Here is a 17,342-nt window from a genome sequence, read left to right on the forward strand (position 1 = left end):
CCCCGATGAGCGTGCCCAGCACCGGGACGCCCCCGGCCCCGGCCCGATGGACCGGCATCGTGTGGATCCCGGTGCTCATCGGCCTCGTCGGCTCGCTGGCCGTCATGGCCGGTTCGCTGTCCGTCGGCTGGCTCGCCTCCGCCTCGCCGGTGAACCGCTGGGGCTGGCTCATCCCGTGGCGGACCACCGAGTCCGGGGTCATCACCGGGACCGTGGTCATGACCTCCGGCTGCTGGCTGATGTTCTGGGGCTGGCTGCGGCTGGGCAAGGTGCTGCGGCCGTTCGGTCCGGGTGCCCTGCGCATCGTCACCCTGTCCACGGCGCTCTGGACCCTGCCGCTGCTGGCCTGCCTGCCGATCTTCTCCCGGGACATCTTCGCCTACATCGGCCAGGGCCGGCTCATGCTGGCCGGCCGGGACCCCTACGAGGACGGCATCTCCACCCTGTCGAACTGGTTCCAGCTCGGCGCGGACACCACCTGGGCGGAGACGGACACCCCCTACGGGCCGGTGTTCCTGTGGATCGAGCAGTTCGTCATGGCGGTGACCGGCCCCGACGACCCGGACGCCGCGATCTTCCTGTTCCGCCTGGCCGCCGTGGCCGGCGTCGCGCTCATCATGGTCTACGTGCCCCGGCTCGCCCGGCTGCTGGGCACCAACGCCGCCCGGGCGCAGTGGATCACGGTGGCCAACCCGCTGTTCCTGATCAGCTTCGTGGCCTCCGGCCACAACGATGCCCTGATGGTGGGCCTGGCCCTGGCTGGTGTCTGGTACGCGGCCACGGGCCGGGGACTGCTCGGCGTGCTGTTCGTGACCGCTTCCCTCGGCATCAAGCCGATCACCATGGTGCTGCTGCCGTTCATCGGCCTGCTGTGGGCCGGCCGCGGCGCCAGCTGGGCCCGGCGGTTCGGCTACTGGTTCCTGACGGCCGGGATCGCCGGGGCCCTGATGGTGGTGGTCGGCTGGTTCAGCGGCTTCGGCTTCGGCTGGCTGGGCGTGATGCTGGAGACCGGCACCGGTTCCGTGCCGTGGTCGCCCATCGGCATCATGGCCGAGGCCACCCGGGTGGTCCTGGGTTCGCTGGGCATCCCCGACCAGTGGGTCCTGGACGCGTTCAAGACCGGTGGCAGGCTGCTGTCCATCCTGATCGTCGTCTGGCTGATGTTCCGCGGCCGCCACGAGCACCTGATGCAGCGCATGACCTGGGCCTTCACCGCCCTGGTGGTGCTGTCCCCGATCATCCAGCCCTGGTACCTGCTCTGGCTGCTGCCGTTCTTCGCGGTGATCGGCATCCGCAGCGACTGGCAACTGAAGTGGGTCATCTTCACGGTCGCCTTCTTCGTGGCGTTCGGGGCCGCCGACCAGCTCTTCGTCTGGCAGTTCCTGGGGATCGAGGACCAGCTCAAGCACCTGGCCACCCTGCTCTCCTGGGCCTGCATGGTGTGGGTCCTGTTGCTCGACCCGTGGACGAGCTCGGTGATGAAGGAAGAGTGGCACCTGCGCCCGGCCGCGCGCGCCTTCCTGGCCCGGTTGCGGGGCCGCCGGCCGGCCGCGCCGTCACCGCGGGAGACCCGGCGGACGGGATCGACCGCTTCGTGAACGCCGCCGACCACCCCCCGGGCCTCCCCGCGCGCCCGGCGTCGCTGGACCGACTGCGGGGACGGCTCGGGACGCTCCGGGCCACGCGCTGGCTGATCGGCGGGGCCGATGAGGACACCACCCTCTCGCTGCGGCAGGGCCTGATCGGGTCGGTCATGATCATGGTCGGCTCGTGGGGCGTGGGCTGGCTGGCCAGCACGCCCACCTCCCTGTTCGCCCGGACCACGATCCTCAACCCCCTGCGGGTCGAACCGGCCGGGGTGATCGCCTGCGCCGTGCTGCTGGTGCTGGGCTCCCTGCTGCTGGTGCGGGCCTGGCTGCGGCTGGGCCAGCGGCTCGAGGGACGGTGGAACGGGTCCCGGGACGTGGTGGTGCGCGCGACCTGGCTGTGGGCCGCGCCCCTGATGCTGGCCTTCCCGGTGTTCTCGCGCGACGTCTACTCCTACCTCGGCCAGGGCCGGCTGCTGCACGCAGGGCTGAACCCGTACGAGGACTGGATCTCGGAACTGCCCGGCTGGTTCATGCAGGGGGCGGACTCCATCTGGGCGGAGTCGCCCTCGCCCTACGGCCCGCTCTTCCTGCTCGTCGCCCGCGCGGTCTGGTTCCTCACGGGGGGCAGCCCTGAGCCCGCCTTCCTGCTGTTCCGCGGGGTCTCCGTGCTCGGCCTGGGCCTGTGCCTGTGGGCCGTGCCCCGGCTGGCCCGCCGCTTCGGCACCCCGCCCGGCTGGGCCACGTGGGTCTCGATCGCCAATCCGCTGTTCGCGCTCTACATGATCGCCGGCATCCACAACGACGCCCTGATGGTCGGGCTGCTGCTGTGCGGCTTCGTCCTGCTCGGCCCGGACTCCTCACGGGCCCGCACGCTCGGCGGACTGGTCCTGGTCTCGCTGTCCATCGCGATCAAACCGCTCACGCTGATCGCACTGCCCTTCGCCGGACTGCTCCTGCTGCGCGGCACCCACCAGTCGGGGGTGCACCGGACCACGTCGACCGGTGGCGCCGCCGGGCCGGCCGGTTCCTCCGGGACCGGTGGCCCGGAACCCGACGGCGGCCGGGCCGGGACGCCCGGCTGGGGGGAGCGGGCCCGGGCCTGGGCCGGATGCCTGGCCGTGACCGCGGTGGTGCTGGCCGCCGTCGGGGGCCTGACCGGGCTGTGGTTCGGCTGGGTGCCGGCCATGCTCACCTCCGGGGGCGCGGCGTTCCCCTACGCCCCGTTCGGCCTGCTGGGACTCGGGATCGGCTGGGTGACGGAGTCGGTGACGGGCGTCGACGCGCGGGCCGCGGCCGACGTCGTCTATGCCGCGGGCAAGGTGCTGGCGATGGGGCTGACCGCCTGGCTGGCCCTGACCCGGCGCCCCGTCAACCCCGTGCTGTCCACCGGCCTGGCGCTGTCGGCGGCCGTGCTCCTGGCCCCGATCATCCAGCCCTGGTACCTGCTGTGGGTGCTGCCGATGTTCGCGGTGGTCCACCGCTGGCGGGGCTGGCCGCTCTGGACGCTGTACCTGGTTGTCATGGTGCTGGTGGCGATCGGGGTGGTGGACCAGTTGTCCGTGGCCCAGTGGATCTCCCTGCTCTGGGTGCGGATCATCACCGGGGCCGTGGGCGCGGCCTATATGGTGTTCATCGTCTTCCTGGACCCGAAGACCTCGACCCTGTTCCCGTTCACCGGCCGCCGGCGCATCCGCACGTCGGATCCCGGTCGGCGCGGTGCGATCAGTGCGCCGGTCCACGCCCGGGGCAGGGCCCCGCACAGCGCCCCGAAACCATCCGCCGGGACCCGCCCCACCGGTGCGGCCCCCGAGAATTCCCAGGAGACCTGAGTGAGCCAGACCCGACCCGTGCAGCCCGACCGTGGTGGGGGCCGGACACCGTCCCGCGCCCCCGCGTTCCCGGGCAATCCTGCCGCCCGCGCCGACGGCCCGGACCGGCGCGTGCTGGTGGTGCTGGTCCTCGCCACGCTGCTGGCCGGCGTGGTGGCCCTGCTGTCCAAGCAGTGGTGCCGGATCAACGGGTGGGAGGCCCCCGGGGTGCACATCCACATGTGCTACTCGGACTTCGGGCAGCTGTTCCCGACCCGCGGGCTGGCAGAGGGATACTTCCCGTTCTACACCCCGCTGCCGGAGGAGCAGTGGATGGAGTACCCCGCGCTGCTGGCCGTGGTGGCCGGGGTGACGTCGTGGTTCGTGCCGGCCCAGGGGACCATGCTGGAACGGACCGTCACCTACTTCGACGTCAACGCCGTGGGCGCCCTGCTGTGCTGGCTCGTGGTGGTCATCGCGACGGCCCACACCGCGCGCGGCCGGTCCAAGGACGCCCTGATGGTGGCCGTGGCACCCGGGATCATCCTCACCTCGTTCCTGAACTGGGACCTGTGGGCCGTCATGCTCGCAGCCCTCGGACTGTGGCTGTGGTCCCGGAACCATCCCGTACTGGCGGGCCTGGTGCTCGGGCTGGGAGCGGCGATGAAGCTGTACCCGCTGTTCTTCTTCGGCGCCATCCTGGTCCTGTGCTGGCGGACCGGACGGCTCCGGGTGTTCTTCGCATCGCTCGCGGCCGGCGTGGCGGCCTGGCTGGCGGTCAACGTCCCGTTCATGCTCACCGCCTTCGACCAGTGGAGCCGGTTCTACACCTTCTCCGGGGACCGTGAGGTGTCCTTCTCCTCGCTGTGGCTGGCCTTCACCTGGACCGGCTGGTCGGGGGAGACCTTCTCGCTGATCTCGAACGGGTTGTTCGCGCTGTGCTGCCTGGGCGTCGCCTGGCTCGGGCTGTCGGCACGGACCCGGCCCCGGATGGCCCAGTTGTGCCTGCTGATCGTGGCCGCGTTCCTGCTGCTGGGCAAGGTGTACTCCCCGCAGTTCGTGATGTGGCTGATCCCGCTGGTGGTCCTGGCCCGCCCGGACTGGAAGCAGTTCTGGATCTGGCAGGCGGCGGAGGCCTACCACTGGGGCGGGGTCTGGATGGAGTCTGCCCGGATCACCTCCGACGGCGCGTTCGGCGGCGGGGCCCTGTGGATCCCGCTCTGGTACGGCTCCGGGATCGTGCTGCACATGGCCGCCGTGATCTGGATCAGCGTCTCGGTGATCCGGGACATCCGCCATCCCGGGCGAGACCTGGTCCGGCGGTCCGCACCGGAGGGGTTGCCGCCCGAGCAGGCCCGGGCCTATGACCCCTCCGCGGGGGTGCTGGCCAGGGAACCGGACCGGTTCCTGCTGCCACCCGCGGGCCGCGGACCGGTCCGGGTCACCTGATCCCGTGCGGCTGCGTGCCCACGCATCCCGGGGCGTCGCCGGCGCGGCCGCGACTGCTTGACGGCCCCCCGGGCGGCCACGACAATTCGGGGTGTGGTGGCGCGATCGGATGACCGGTCGCTCCACAGGGGCCCTCGTCGGCCGGCCGGACCGCGGTGAACGGGAGGAACACCGTGTGCGCCTCCCGCGCCGGCATCGCCCCGCTCGTCGACGCCATCCCTTCCCCTGCCCTCTTCCCGCCGTCTCTTCGAGTCCGTGGATGTCGTCCCGTCGACCGAAGGATCCCGGCGCCGGGAGGCGCTCGGGGATCCCGGCCTCTGCATAGACCACTCCGGCGCTCCCCGCGGAGCCGACGCCCCGGATGTCAGGGGGCGGTTCATTCCGGCTCTGCCGGCCCGAAAGGAAGATCCCATGTCCACGACCCCCGACGCGCCCGTTCACGGCAGCGAGAGCGAGAACCCGGTCATCGACGCACCCACCCCCGTGCGGCACCGTCCGCGGACCATCCAGGACTGGTGGCCCGACCACCTGGACCTGGGCGTGCTGCGCAAGCACTCGAGGACGACCGACCCGCTGGGCGGTGACTTCGACTACGCACGCGAGTTCGCGGGCCTCGACGTCGAGGAGCTCAGACGCGACCTGACCGAGCTCATGACCAGCTCCCAGGACTGGTGGCCCGCTGACTTCGGCCACTACGGCGGACTGTTCATCCGGATGAGCTGGCACTCCGCGGGCACCTACCGGATCGCCGACGGCCGCGGCGGCGCCGGCGACGGGGCCCAGCGGTTCGAGCCCCTGAACAGCTGGCCGGACAACGCCAACCTGGACAAGGCGCGGCGCCTGCTCTGGCCCATCAAGCAGAAGTACGGCCGGAAGGTCTCCTGGGCCGACCTGCTGGTCCTGGCCGGGAACGTGGCACTGGAGTCCATGGGCTTCAAGACCTTCGGCTTCGCCTTCGGGCGTCAGGACGTGTGGGAGCCCGAGGAGATGTTCTGGGGGCCGGAGGACACCTGGCTGGGGGACGAGCGGTACGCCGGTGACCGCGAGCTCTCCGGCCCGCTGGCCGCGGTGCAGATGGGACTCATCTACGTCAACCCCGAGGGGCCCAACGGCAACCCGGACCCGGTGGCCGCGGCCCGCGACATCCGCGAGACCTTCGGCCGCATGGCCATGAACGACGAGGAGACCGTCGCGCTGATCGCCGGCGGGCACACCTTCGGCAAGACCCACGGCGCCGGACCGGCCGACCAGGTGGGCCCCGAGCCGGCGGCCTGCCCGGTGTCCGCGCAGGGTCTGGGGTGGATGAGCTCCTATGGCTCGGGCAAGGGCGCCGACGCGATCACCAGCGGTCTGGAGGTCACCTGGACCAGCACACCCACGCAGTGGGGTAACGGCTTCTTCGGCAACCTCTTCGGCCATGAGTGGGAACTGACCACGAGCCCGGCCGGGGCCCACCAGTGGGTGGCCAAGGACGCGCCGGAGACCGTCCCGGACGCCCACGACCCGGACAGGAAGCACCGGCCCACCATGCTGACGACCGACCTCGCACTGCGCAGCGACCCGGTGTACGAGAAGATCTCCCGTCGCTACCACGAGAACCCGGAGGAGTTCGCCGAGGCGTTCGCCAAAGCCTGGTACAAGCTGCTGCACCGGGACATGGGTCCCGTCTCCCGGTACCTGGGTCCCTGGGTCCCCGAGCCGCAGTTGTGGCAGGACCCGGTGCCGGAGGTGGACCACGAACTGATCGGCCACGAGGACGTGGCCCGTCTGAAGGCGGCCGTCCTGGAGTCCGGGCTGACGGTGCCGCAACTGGTCTCCACGGCGTGGGCCTCCGCCGCCAGCTTCCGGAGTACCGACAACCGGGGCGGGGCCAACGGCGCCCGCCTCCGCCTGGAGCCGCAGCGCAACTGGACGGTCAACGAACCGGACCGGCTGACCGAGGTGCTGCGCGTCCTCGAGGGGATCCAGCAGGAGTTCAACGCGTCCCGTTCCGACGGGACGAGGGTCTCGCTGGCCGACCTGATCGTCCTCGGCGGCTGCGCGGCCGTCGAACAGGCGGCCCGCGGTGCCGGTCACGAGGTCCGGGTCCCGTTCCACCCGGGGCGTACCGACGCCACCCAGGAGCAGACCGACGTCGCCTCCTTCGCCGTGCTGGAACCGGAGGCCGACGGCTTCCGCAACTTCCGCACACCCGGGACGGAACTGTCACCCGAGACCCTGCTCGTCGACCGTGCCTACATGCTGAACCTGTCGGCGCCGGAGATGACGGTGCTGGTGGGGGGACTGCGGGTCCTGGGCGCCAACCACGGCCAGTCGCCCCACGGCGTCCTCACCGACCGCCCCGGGACCCTGAGCAACGACTTCTTCGTCAACCTGCTCCGGGCCGGCATGGAGTGGAGGGCGTCGGAGACTGACGAGGAGGTCTTCGAGATCCGGGACCTCGGCGAGGACGAGGTCAGGTGGACCGCCACCGCCGCGGACCTGGTCTTCGGTTCCCACTCCCAGTTGCGCGCCATCTCCGAGGTCTACGCCGCCGACGATGCCCCGGAGAAGTTCGTGCGCGACTTCGCGGAGGCCTGGTCCAAGGTCATGGAGCTCGACCGGTTCGACCTCCGCCGATGACCGGGCGGCCTCCCGGTCCCGGGCCGGTGGTGTAAAGGATCCATCAAGACCCGGGTCCGGGTCCGGTGGCCGGGAGTACTGTCGGCTTCGTCCCAGCGTCCCAGCTGGCACGGAAGGGCGATGTGATGACGACGCTGAGCCGGCCCCCGGAGGAGTTCCGCGGTCCCCGTCCCTCGCCGCACGCGAGGCTGCGGTACTGGCTGCTGCACGACCTGCCGGAGGTACGCGGCGCCCACACCGGGCCCTACGGCAAGGTCAGGGAGAACGAACGACGGCATCCGTGGTGGCAGGTGATGTGCCTGACCGGGGTCGACTACTTCTCCACCCTGGGGTACCAGCCGGCCATCGCCGCCCTGGCGGTCGGCGCCCTGTCTCCGCTGGCCACCCTGGTGCTGGTGCTGGTGACCCTGTTCGGGGCGCTGCCGGTCTACCGCCGGGTGGCCGCCGAGAGTCCGCACGGCTCGGGATCGATCGCGATGCTCGAGGGCCTGTTGCCGCGGTGGCGGGGCAAGCTGTTCGTGCTGGCCCTGCTGGGGTTCGCGGCCACCAGCTTCATCATCACCATGACCCTCTCGGCGGCCGACGCCACGGCACACCTGGTGGAGAACCCCCTGGCCCCGGGGTGGCTCGAGGGTCATGAGGTGGCCATCACCCTGGTGCTGCTCGGCGGGCTCGGAGCGGTGTTCCTGCGAGGCTTCCACGAGGTCATCGGGGTGGCGGTGCTGGTGGTGGCCGTCTACCTGGTCCTGAACGCGGTGCTGATCGTCACCTGCCTGGTGCTGGCGTTCACCCATCCGGTGGTGGTGGGGGACTGGTGGGGTGCCCTGGTGGGTTCGCAGGGCAATCCGGCGCTGGCGGTGGCGGCGGCCGTGCTCGTGTTCCCGAAACTGGCCCTGGGACTGTCCGGGTTCGAGACCGGGGTGGCGGTGATGCCGCAGGTCCGCGGCTCCGCCTCGGACACCGAGGCGCACCCGGTGGGCCGGGTCGCGGGGACGCAGAGGCTGCTGACCACCGCGGCGCTGATCATGAGCGGTTTCCTGCTGACGTCCAGCTTCGCCACCGTGGTGCTCATTCCCGCCGGGGAGTTCGCTCCCGGCGGCGAGGCGAACGGGCGGGCACTGGCCTACCTCGCCCATGAACACCTGGGAGAGGTGTTCGGCACCGTGTACGACCTGAGTACCATAACGATCCTCTGGTTCGCCGGGGCCTCGGCCATGGCCGGGCTGCTGAACCTGGTGCCGCGCTACCTGCCCCGGTACGGAATGGCCCCGCAGTGGGCGCGGGCCTCGAGGCCGCTGGTCCTGGTGCTGACCGCGATCGCGTTCGCCGTCACCGTGGCCTTCGACGCCGACGTCGATGCTCAGGGCGGGGCCTACGCCACGGGGGTGCTGGCGTTGATCACGTCCGCGGCCGTCGCGGTCGCCCTCTCGGCCCGGGCCCGCCGGCAGTGGCGTGCGGCGGCCGGCTTCGGGGTGGTGTCCCTGGTCTTCGTCTACACCATCACGGTCAACATCGTGGAACGCCCCGAGGGCCTGCGCATCGCCACGATCTTCATCCTGGGCATCCTGGTCGTCTCGTTCGCCTCCCGGGCCAGCCGGTCCTTCGAACTGCACGCCCCCCGGGTGCACCTGGACGCCCCTGCGGTCGAGTTCCTGGCCGCCGAGGACGGCGACCAGATCCATCTCATCGCCCACGAGCCGCAGCGGTTGGACGAGGGCGCCTACGCCAAGAAACTCACCGCCGCGCGCGCCGTCTACCACCTGGCCCCTGAGCAGAACGTCCTGTTCCTGGAGGTGGTGGTGGAGGACTCCTCCGAGTTCGAGACCGAACTGACCGTCCACGGGATCACCCGGCACGGCTACCAGGTCCTGGAGGTCCACGGGCCGGCCGTGCCCAACGCGATCGCCGCGGTGCTGCTGCACATCCGGGACGTGACGGGGCTGATGCCCCACGTCTACTTCCGCTGGACCCAGGGCGACCCGCTCGTGAACCTGCTGCGTTTCCTGGTCTTCGGGGCCGGGGAGATCGCCCCGGTGACCCGCGAGGTGCTGCGCCGGGCCGAACCGGACCTCACCCGCCGTCCCTGGGTGCACGTCGGATAGCCGACGCCGTCCCGGTGGCGATCACGGGTCGAACCGGTAGCCGAGGCCTGCCTCGGTGATCAGGTGCCGAGGTGCCGCCGGGTCGGCCTCGAGCTTGCGGCGCAGCTGGCCCAGGTAGACCCGCAGGTACTGGGTCTCCTTGACGTAGGCCGGCCCCCAGACCCGCTCGAGCAGGTCGCGGTGGGACACCAACCGGCCCGGGCTGGCCGTGAGCACCTCCAGGATCCTCCACTCGGTCGGCGTCAGGCGCACCTCGGCCCCGTCCCGCACCGCGCGGCGGGCCGAGAAGTCAACGGTGAAATCCGCCGTGTCCACGCGTGGGGTCCCGTCCTCGGCACCGCGGCGGCGCAGGACCGCCCGGAGCCGTGCGAGCAGTTCCTCCAGACCGAAGGGCTTGGTGACGTAGTCATCGGCCCCGGCGTCGAGGGCCGCGACCTTCTGGGCGGAGGCGTGCCGGGCCGAGAGCACCAGGAGGGGGACGGTCGTCATGGTGCGCACCCGGGGGATCAGGTCCTGGCCGTCCAGGTCCGGCAACCCCAGGTCCAGCACGATCACGTCCACCGCTTCCTGGGACAGTGAGGCCAGGGCGCTGCTGGCGGTCGGGGCGGTCACGACGGTGTACCCGTTGGCCTGCAGCGCCAGCTGCAGGGCCCGCAACAGCGGGCGTTCGTCCTCGATGACCAGGACCGTCGTCATCGTCCGGCCTCGTCGTCCCCGCCGTCCGGCCGGTCGAGGTCCGGTGCCCGTTCTGCCTGGGGCAGGCGCAGCACCATCGTCAGCCCGCCTCCGGGGGTCCGCTCGGCGTGCAGGGTCCCGCCCATGGCCTCGGTGAGGCCGCGGGCCACCGCCAGTCCCAGTCCCGTGCCAGCGCCGCCGGCGTCACCGAAGCGCTGGAACGGGATGAACAATTCCTCGAGGTCGCCCGGCAGCGCCACCGAGGGGACAGCTCCGGAGTCGACGACCCGTAGTTCCCCGCACCTCGACCCGTCGTCCTCCGCGGTGTCCCGGGCCGCCACGGTGATCCGGGCACCGGGGGCGTGGCGGACGGCGTTCTCGACCAGGTTCGCGATCACGCGCTCGACCAGGCCCGCATCGGCGACCACCTGCGCCACCGCCTCCATGTCCTGGACCTCGACCGAACCGGTCGGCACCGCCCGCAGGGCCCCTGGCAGCACGTCCCGCCACCGCGCCGGCCCCAGCACCACGGCGACGGCGCCACCGGTGATCCGGGACAGGTCCAGCAGGTTCTCGACCATGCTCGACAGCTGATCGGCGTAGGCCTCGATGGTGTCCAGCAGTTCCCGCTGCTGCCCGGGGCCGAACCGGGCATGTGGCTGGAGCAGGCTGCTCGCCGCCAGCTTGATCCCGGCCAGCGGGGTGCGCAGGTCGTGGCTGACCGCCTGCAGGATCGAGGTGCGCATCCGGTTGTCCTGGGCGAGCGCCCGGTTCTCGTCCAGGCTGACCGCCAGCCGCTGGCGGTCCCGCACCGCGACCAGCTGCGCGGTGAACGCCCGGAGCAGTCCCCGCTGCTCCGAGGACAGCGCCGGGCCCCAAAGGACCAGCACGGTGCCCTCATCCACCGGTTCCACGACTGCCGCCCCCTCCGGTGACTCCGGGGCGTACCCGACTCCCGCGCGTCGTTCCCATGCCCCCTTCACCACCGTGCGGTCCCCACCCGCCGGGCCGTCCCCGGCGGGACGGACGAACAGTGCCACGCCCTCCGCGCCGAGGACCTCCTGGGCCTGGGCCAGCAGACTGGACACCGGGTCCCGGGCGGCCACGACCACCAGAGCCAGCCGGTTGAGCACCGCCGCCTCGGCCCGGGCCCGCCGCGCCTGCGCCAGCCGCCGCTCCGACAGGTGCACCACCGCCGCCACCGCGGCCGAGACCACCACGAAGCACGCCAGGGAGACCACGGTGGTGGCATCGTGGATGAACAGGGACCCCGTGGGCTGGACCATGAAGTAGTTCAGCAGCAAGGTCGCCCACAGCGCCGCCAGCAGCCCCGGGACGATACCCCCGAGCAGGGCCGCCCCTACCGCCCCAGTGAGCTGCAGCAGCGAGGCCGCGGTCAGGTCACTGCCCCACGCCATCACGCACCACTGCACCATCGCCGGGACCAGGACGGCCACCGCGAAACCCGCCACCACCCGGTTGCGGCGGATATCCCTCAGGGCCAGGGCCTGCAGGACAGCACCGTGGCCCGTCTGCGTCGACATGCCCCAGTCATACCATCCCGACCGGCCCCGGCCCCGGCTCCGGCACGAGGCACGGCCGGTGCAGACACGGGGGAGACTGGTGGTCACGACGCCTCCACCCCCCCGTTCCGGCCACTCCGGAGACCTCCGGCCTGGCCGTCGTGGACTCCGCTGCCGCTTCGGTCTCCTGCCCGCAGGGCGGCAGGGGCGCGTGCCGGGTCTAGGGCCCGGGGAGCGGGGGCGTCAGTCGTGAATTGCCGGGCGAAGGGGGCCGTGCGGGGGCGTGGTCGACGTGACCGTCGTCCTGGCGGCCGGCCGGGTCCGTCCCGGAGGGCGGTGGGGTCTCCTGTGTGAGGCCGCCGGACCGTGTGGAGGTGCGGCCACCGGGGTAGGCCCCCGGTGAACCGTCGGTCACCACGGCCCGGGTGCCGATGACGGCGCGGGCGACGACAGCCTCCAGGGGGCCCCGACCGAAGCGGCGGGTCCAGAACCAGGCGACGACGGCAGCGACACCCAGGTGCAGGGCGAACCACAGTTCCGGGTCGTGGTAGTGGACCTCGGGGGCCAGGGCGAGCAGGTGTGCGGTGTACAGGGTCAGGGTCATGGATCCCATGGCCGCCAGCGGGGTCAGCCATCGCCCGGCCCGGGCTCCCAGCAGCAGGCAAAAACCCAGCACCACCATGCCGATCCCCAGGCTGGAGGCGATGGCCAGCGGGGCGTTGCTGTGCCCGGTGACGATGGTCAACCACCACCCGGAGGTGCCCGGCAGTACACCGGTGCTGTAGGCCAGGGCCTCGTCCAGCTCGTCGGGGGACAACCCGTCGCTGTCCAGCAGCGCCTGGTAACCCCCGGCCACGCGCAGCAACAGGGCCGAGAGCAGCTGGGCGCCCAGGGCCACGAGCGCTCCGGTGCCGGCGATGATGGCCTGGGTCCGGGGGCTGCGCAGGTTCAACCGGCCCAGGGCCAGGCCGGTGAGGATGTAGGCCAGGTACGGCACCGCGGGGTACACACCCGTGAGCAGCAGCTCGGAGGCGGTCCCCAGCGGTTCGGTGAACACGGTCACCAGGGTGTGGTTGTAGTCCGAGGACTCCGGCAGCACCGGTTCCAGCTTCTGCATCAGCACGGGGCCGGTGAGGGCGAAGACCGCCGCCGCCCCGAACAGGGTCCGAGCCGAGAGGTGCAGGAAGGGGAGGGCCAGCAGGAAGAACACCGCGTAGTAGACCAGGATCCCGTAGGCCGGCGGGTCCCAGGGCAGGATGGCCGCCACCACCAGGCCGATGAGCCCGACCAGCCCGGCCCGCACCGCCAACCCGGCCCGGTTCGCGTGCATCCGACGGCCCCGGTGCGGGGTGGCCCCGCCGGTGGACAGGGCCAGTCCGACCCCTGCCAGCAGTGCGAACAGCGCGGCCGAGTTGCCGTTGACGAGGGAGAACACCAGGGTCGGCTCGTGGGTGACCTCATCGGTTTCGGGCAGGATGTGGGCGGCCATCAACCCGATCAGCGCCAGACCGCGGGCGGCGTCCACCCCGACCAGCCGTTTCCTGGGCTTGATCTTCGTGGTCGCACGGGGATCCGCGACCACTTCTCGTGAGACGTCGTGTGCACTCATCATGGTTCCTCGTCTTAGCCGGTCGGGGGGGTCTGACATGGCTCGAAGCATTACTGGCCTGGTGTCCAGAACACCCGGCGTGGGTTGTTCTGAGGTGTGCCGCGGCTGTGACCACGCTGTGATCGGTCGCCCCGGTGGTCGTCGGGTGGCTCTCGGTGCCCCTCCTTGTGCTGACCGGGGGACACAGAATCCTGGGACCCTTCCAGCCTTCGATGCGGACATGGCGGGACCTGTGCGGGAACCTCACGTTTTGATGACGGTTCATCGCACCGGGTCCCGCCCCGCACTCGCCTTCGGAACGGTGCGCGCCCGCCCTGAAGGCCCGGCGCTGGGGTCGCCGGGCGCCGGGGCACGCTCACCGGGCCGTGGTGAGCGAACGGGTCCTCGGACGCAGGAGGATCCGCCGGTCAGTCACAATGACTGCAGCAACCCCTGAGGATGAGGCGGTGTCACCGGGGCCGCAGGGGTGCGGGCGTGAAGGAGTGCTGATGTCTGCAAGTCAAACCGGGCGCGTGCTCGTGGTCGACGACGAGCCCACCTTGGTGCGCATGGTCGAGAAGTACCTGCTCACCGCCGGGCTCGAGGTCGCGACGTGCCAGGACGGAGCCGAGGCGGTGCAGGCGGTCCGGGACTTCGACCCGGACGTGCTCGTGCTCGACTTGGGACTGCCCGGGCTGGACGGACTGGAGGTGTGCCGTCAGGTGCGCACCTTCTCCACCTGCCATGTGCTGATGCTCACCGCGCGCGACGATGAGATGGACAAGATCATTGGCCTCTCCATGGGAGCCGACGATTACATGACCAAGCCGTTCAGCGCGCGGGAACTGGTCGCCCGGATCCAGGCCCGGTTGCGGCGGCTCCACCACCTGGACACGGCCCCGGCGCCCCCGCCCGGACCGGAGGCCACCGTGACCCGGGTCGGAGCCTTGGTGGTGGACCGGGCTGGGCGCCGGGTCTGTGTGGACGGCGCGGCGGTCGAGGTGACGCGGATCGAGTTCGACCTACTGCTGGCCCTGGTGGAACGCCCCGGTCAGGTGCTCAGCCGCCGCCAACTGGTGCAGACGATCTGGAATACCGAGTGGATCGGGGAGGAGCACGTGGTGGACGTGCACGTGGCCCGGCTGCGGAAGAAACTGCGGGACCGGGCGGGCGCGCCGCGGTTCATCGAGACGGTCCGTGGGATCGGCTACCGGATGGGAGATGGCCGGTGAGCGCCGCGGTTCCGGCCCCGGGGAGATCTTGGCACCCCTTGACGGTGCGGCTGATCCTGGCCCAGGTTGCGGTGCTGGCGATGGGTCTGGCGTTGGTGCTGTGGGCTGTGGTGGGTCTGGGGCCGTCCATGTTCCATGACGTGCTGGTGGCGAACCATCATGCCCATGAGGCCGAGATGGTCGGCCAGGTCCACATGCAGGAGGCGTTCCGGACGGTCAGTCTCAGCGGACTGCTCATCGGTGGCCTGCCGGCCCTGGGCATCGCGGTGGGGCTCAGCCTCTACCTGTACCGCACGATCGGCCGCTCCCTGACCCGTTTTTCCACCGCGGCCCGTCAGGTGGCCTCGGGTGACTATCGGGTGCAGCTGGGCCCGCCCCGGCTGGGACCCGAGTTCGACGCCCTGGCCTCCTCGTTCAACGACATGGCCGCCCGGCTCGAGGCGGTGGACTCCACGCGGCGCCAGATGCTGGCCGACCTGGCCCACGAGATGCGCACCCCGCTGGCCAGCATCAAGGTCCACGTCGAGGGCGTCGAGGACGGGGTGGTGGATTTCGACCAGGAGACCACCGGAGTCCTGTACTCCCAGATCGGCCGGCTGGAGCGCCTGGCCGGGGACATCCGGCAGCTCACCCGGGCCGAGGAAGGCCTGGTGGACCTGCGTCTCGCCAGACAGCACCCGGCCACGGTGATCGCCGAGGCCCTTGCTGCCGTCCAGCAGCAGGCCGCCGCCCGGGACATCACCCTGGCCACCGAGTCCTCGGGCCCGGTGCCCGAGCCGGTGCCCATGGACCGCGGACGGATCGGCCAGGTGCTGGCCAATCTGCTGGCCAACGCCCTGCGCCACACGCCTGTCGGGGGCACGATCACCGTGCACACCCACGACGCCCCCGAGGCGGTGACCATCGCCGTGACCGACACCGGGGAGGGCATCGCGCCGGAGGATCTCCCGCACGTGTTCAACCGGTTCTACCGGGCCCGCACGGGCCGGGAGGCCGGTCCCGGGTCCGGGCTGGGGCTGGCCATCAGTCGTGCCCTGGTGCAGGCCCACGGCGGCACCCTGCAGGCCCACAGTCCCGGCCCCGGGCAGGGCTCGAGCTTCACCCTGCAGCTACCCCGGACCTGACGGTCCGCTCATCCCCCGACGGTTCGGCCCCGGGAGACCGGCCCAGCGCTCCCACCAGCGGGGCACGTCCGGCCGGGAGGTGCATCCCGGACGGGTGTCCGCATCGCCACGGGGCGTGTAGACGCCACATCCACCCGGGTCCTCTCCTCGGCAACCCCAGGGCACCGTGCTGCTGGGCCAGCCGGGCCAGCCGGGCCGCCCGGGGGGCCGCAGCCATCACACCGTCGGGTGACGCGGCCGGTGGAGGCACAGACGAGGGCCCGGTCGGCCAGGACGGAATGTCATCGAACCGTGAGACCGGCGTAAGCGTGGCTCAACGTCCGCCCCGGAGAGTGGAAGCACACCGCGAGCCCGGACTGTACCGACCCTGGAGAAGAGCCATGACGCCCGCCACCTGTCCGCAGCAAATGGAGACCGCACCGATGGTGGACCAACTCGTGGAGCTGGAAACCATCTGCGACCTGAAGGTCGCGCTCCGACATCTCGATGGTTTCCTCGTGTACCTCCGCGCGGACGTCGACGTCATCGCCGGGGGCGGCAGTCCGCATGACCCTCTCGTGGGTCGACCGGACGTAGGCCTCGCAGGGTCTGGCTCGGGGCGACTGGGGTTCGGCAGGTGGGCCGTAGAGGTGTACCTCACTGCAGGCCGCGAAGGAACCTCGATCACACTGCGCGCCCTCGGTCATGACGCGGCATGCCGCGCCGCCAACGGAAGGCGCTCGACCATCTTCCTGGCCAGAAGCGTCAAGACGATGGACATCCTCGCTCGTTTCCTTCGAGTCATGGATGAGGAGGCTCGGATGCAGCGGTTGGGCCGTCCGTGACAACACCCAGCCCCCCGGAGGGCTGAGTACGGCGACGGCAGGGGCACTGCGCGGGGTCGATCACGTCAACGCGGGTGAGGGCCTGGGCACCGGTGTCCGCCGCGCACCATGTCGTCGGACACTGTCGGGCGCTGTCGGACGCTGTCGGGCGATGGATCGGCGTGCGGTGAGAATCGTCAGGTGCTGCCCGGCTCGTGCGCCCAGCTTCATGGAACCTTCATGGACGAGTCCTTGAGGTGATCGATGCCCGGGACCTACGGTCGGACGTGTGGCGGGCTGGCGTTGACCGGTTCGTCGTTCATGGACATCACGGAAGGAACATGTCATGACCCATCACGTGAGCTCGATGCTTCAGACCTACCCGAAGGACCTGGGCACCATCGACCGGCAGAAGCTGGCCGAGTGCATCGAGGCCTGTTTCGAGTGCGCCCAGACGTGCACGGCGTGTGCCGATGCCTGCCTGGCCGAGGACATGGTCGCGGACCTGAGGCAGTGCATCCGGCTCAACCTGGACTGTGCCGATCTCTGCATCGTCACGGGCCGGGTGCTGTCGCGGCAGACCGGGACCAACGCGGAGACCGTCCGGGCCCTGCTCGAGGCCTGCCGCGCGGCGTGCAAGGGATGCGGGGACGAGTGCGCCTCCCACGGGAGCATGCACGAGCACTGCAGGGTCTGTGCCGAGGCCTGCCGTCGGTGCGAACAGGCCTGCGCGGACCTGCTGGCAACCCTCGGCTGACGGGACCGGGCGCCCGCGCAGGCCGGGCGGCCACCACGACGACGGGACCGGACAAGGCATGCGCGAACCG

The 17,342-nt window shown here is 71.3% G+C and carries 12 protein-coding genes; 9 read left to right on the forward strand and 3 right to left on the reverse strand.

What is annotated here, in order from left to right; all coding sequences use genetic code 11:
- Positions 1 to 5 precede the first annotated feature (5 nt).
- The 5 genes from mptB (Q0283_RS09185) to Q0283_RS09205 all read left to right on the forward strand — a co-directional run bounded on the left by mptB (Q0283_RS09185) (position 6) and on the right by Q0283_RS09205 (position 9,570).
- Positions 6 to 1,598 (forward strand): polyprenol phosphomannose-dependent alpha 1,6 mannosyltransferase MptB, encoded by a 1,593-nt coding sequence (mptB, locus tag Q0283_RS09185; RefSeq protein ID WP_183525129.1) that lies wholly within the window; start codon positions 6 to 8, stop codon positions 1,596 to 1,598.
- Positions 1,490 to 3,418, forward strand: coding sequence for a polyprenol phosphomannose-dependent alpha 1,6 mannosyltransferase MptB (gene mptB / locus Q0283_RS09190; protein WP_183525132.1), 1,929 nt, complete (start codon positions 1,490 to 1,492; stop codon positions 3,416 to 3,418). The genes mptB (Q0283_RS09185) and mptB (Q0283_RS09190) overlap by 109 nt, the downstream gene beginning before the upstream one ends.
- Positions 3,419 to 4,846 (forward strand): glycosyltransferase family 87 protein, encoded by a 1,428-nt coding sequence (locus Q0283_RS09195; protein ID WP_183525134.1) that lies wholly within the window; start codon positions 3,419 to 3,421, stop codon positions 4,844 to 4,846.
- 411 nt (positions 4,847 to 5,257) lie between these two features.
- Positions 5,258 to 7,468, forward strand: a complete 2,211-nt coding sequence (gene katG / locus Q0283_RS09200) for a catalase/peroxidase HPI (protein WP_183525137.1) — start codon at positions 5,258 to 5,260, stop codon at positions 7,466 to 7,468.
- A gap of 125 nt (positions 7,469 to 7,593) precedes the next feature.
- Entirely contained in the window at positions 7,594 to 9,570 is a 1,977-nt protein-coding gene (locus Q0283_RS09205; protein WP_183525140.1) for an amino acid transporter, read from the forward strand.
- A gap of 21 nt (positions 9,571 to 9,591) precedes the next feature.
- On the opposite strand, the gene Q0283_RS09210 is transcribed toward Q0283_RS09205, so the two are convergent.
- The 3 genes from Q0283_RS09210 to Q0283_RS09220 form a co-directional block, all read right to left on the reverse strand.
- A complete protein-coding gene (locus Q0283_RS09210; RefSeq protein ID WP_298044307.1) occupies positions 9,592 to 10,266 on the reverse strand; it encodes a response regulator in 675 nt (224 codons plus the stop codon).
- Positions 10,263 to 11,789, reverse strand: a complete 1,527-nt coding sequence (locus tag Q0283_RS09215) for an ATP-binding protein (RefSeq protein WP_183525143.1) — start codon at positions 11,787 to 11,789, stop codon at positions 10,263 to 10,265. Before Q0283_RS09215 ends, Q0283_RS09210 begins: the two co-directional genes overlap by 4 nt.
- Before the next feature lie 199 nt (positions 11,790 to 11,988).
- The gene (locus tag Q0283_RS09220; RefSeq protein ID WP_255459417.1) at positions 11,989 to 13,380 is read right to left on the reverse strand and encodes a DUF418 domain-containing protein; all 1,392 of its coding nucleotides are present in this window, start codon (positions 13,378 to 13,380) and stop codon (positions 11,989 to 11,991) included.
- Between the two features lie 485 nt (positions 13,381 to 13,865).
- On the opposite strand from Q0283_RS09220, the gene Q0283_RS09225 reads away from it, so the two are divergent.
- The 4 genes from Q0283_RS09225 to Q0283_RS09240 all read left to right on the forward strand — a co-directional run bounded on the left by Q0283_RS09225 (position 13,866) and on the right by Q0283_RS09240 (position 17,272).
- Positions 13,866 to 14,588: a response regulator transcription factor gene (locus tag Q0283_RS09225; protein WP_183525147.1), complete on the forward strand. Its 723-nt coding sequence runs from the start codon at positions 13,866 to 13,868 to the stop codon at positions 14,586 to 14,588.
- Entirely contained in the window at positions 14,585 to 15,712 is a 1,128-nt protein-coding gene (locus Q0283_RS09230; protein ID WP_298044308.1) for a cell wall metabolism sensor histidine kinase WalK, read from the forward strand. The genes Q0283_RS09225 and Q0283_RS09230 overlap by 4 nt, the downstream gene beginning before the upstream one ends.
- Positions 15,713 to 16,092: 380 nt before the next feature.
- Entirely contained in the window at positions 16,093 to 16,536 is a 444-nt protein-coding gene (locus tag Q0283_RS09235; RefSeq protein WP_183525150.1) for a hypothetical protein, read from the forward strand.
- 325 nt (positions 16,537 to 16,861) lie between these two features.
- Positions 16,862 to 17,272 carry a four-helix bundle copper-binding protein gene (locus Q0283_RS09240; protein ID WP_183525153.1) on the forward strand — a complete coding sequence of 137 codons (411 nt, stop codon included), beginning with the start codon at positions 16,862 to 16,864 and terminating at the stop codon, positions 17,270 to 17,272.
- The last annotated feature ends 70 nt before the right edge of the window (positions 17,273 to 17,342 follow it).

The sequence above is a fragment of the uncultured Citricoccus sp. genome, from assembly GCF_937871995.1.
Classification (GTDB): Bacteria; Actinomycetota; Actinomycetes; order Actinomycetales; family Micrococcaceae; genus Citricoccus.

What these genes read in the sequence shown, in the direction of transcription:
- Q0283_RS09210 (WP_298044307.1), bottom strand. Translation starts at nt 10,266, where the DNA reads ATGACGACGGTCCTGGTCATCGAGGACGAACGCCCGCTGTTGCGGGCC.
- Q0283_RS09205 (WP_183525140.1), top strand. Translation starts at nt 7,594, where the DNA reads ATGACGACGCTGAGCCGGCCCCCGGAGGAGTTCCGCGGTCCCCGTCCC.
- Q0283_RS09215 (WP_183525143.1), bottom strand. Translation starts at nt 11,789, where the DNA reads ATGTCGACGCAGACGGGCCACGGTGCTGTCCTGCAGGCCCTGGCCCTG.
- Q0283_RS09220 (WP_255459417.1), bottom strand. Translation starts at nt 13,380, where the DNA reads ATGATGAGTGCACACGACGTCTCACGAGAAGTGGTCGCGGATCCCCGT.
- Q0283_RS09240 (WP_183525153.1), top strand. Translation starts at nt 16,862, where the DNA reads ATGACCCATCACGTGAGCTCGATGCTTCAGACCTACCCGAAGGACCTG.
- Q0283_RS09235 (WP_183525150.1), top strand. Translation starts at nt 16,093, where the DNA reads ATGACGCCCGCCACCTGTCCGCAGCAAATGGAGACCGCACCGATGGTG.
- mptB (WP_183525129.1), top strand. Translation starts at nt 6, where the DNA reads ATGAGCGTGCCCAGCACCGGGACGCCCCCGGCCCCGGCCCGATGGACC.
- katG (WP_183525137.1), top strand. Translation starts at nt 5,258, where the DNA reads ATGTCCACGACCCCCGACGCGCCCGTTCACGGCAGCGAGAGCGAGAAC.
- Q0283_RS09225 (WP_183525147.1), top strand. Translation starts at nt 13,866, where the DNA reads ATGTCTGCAAGTCAAACCGGGCGCGTGCTCGTGGTCGACGACGAGCCC.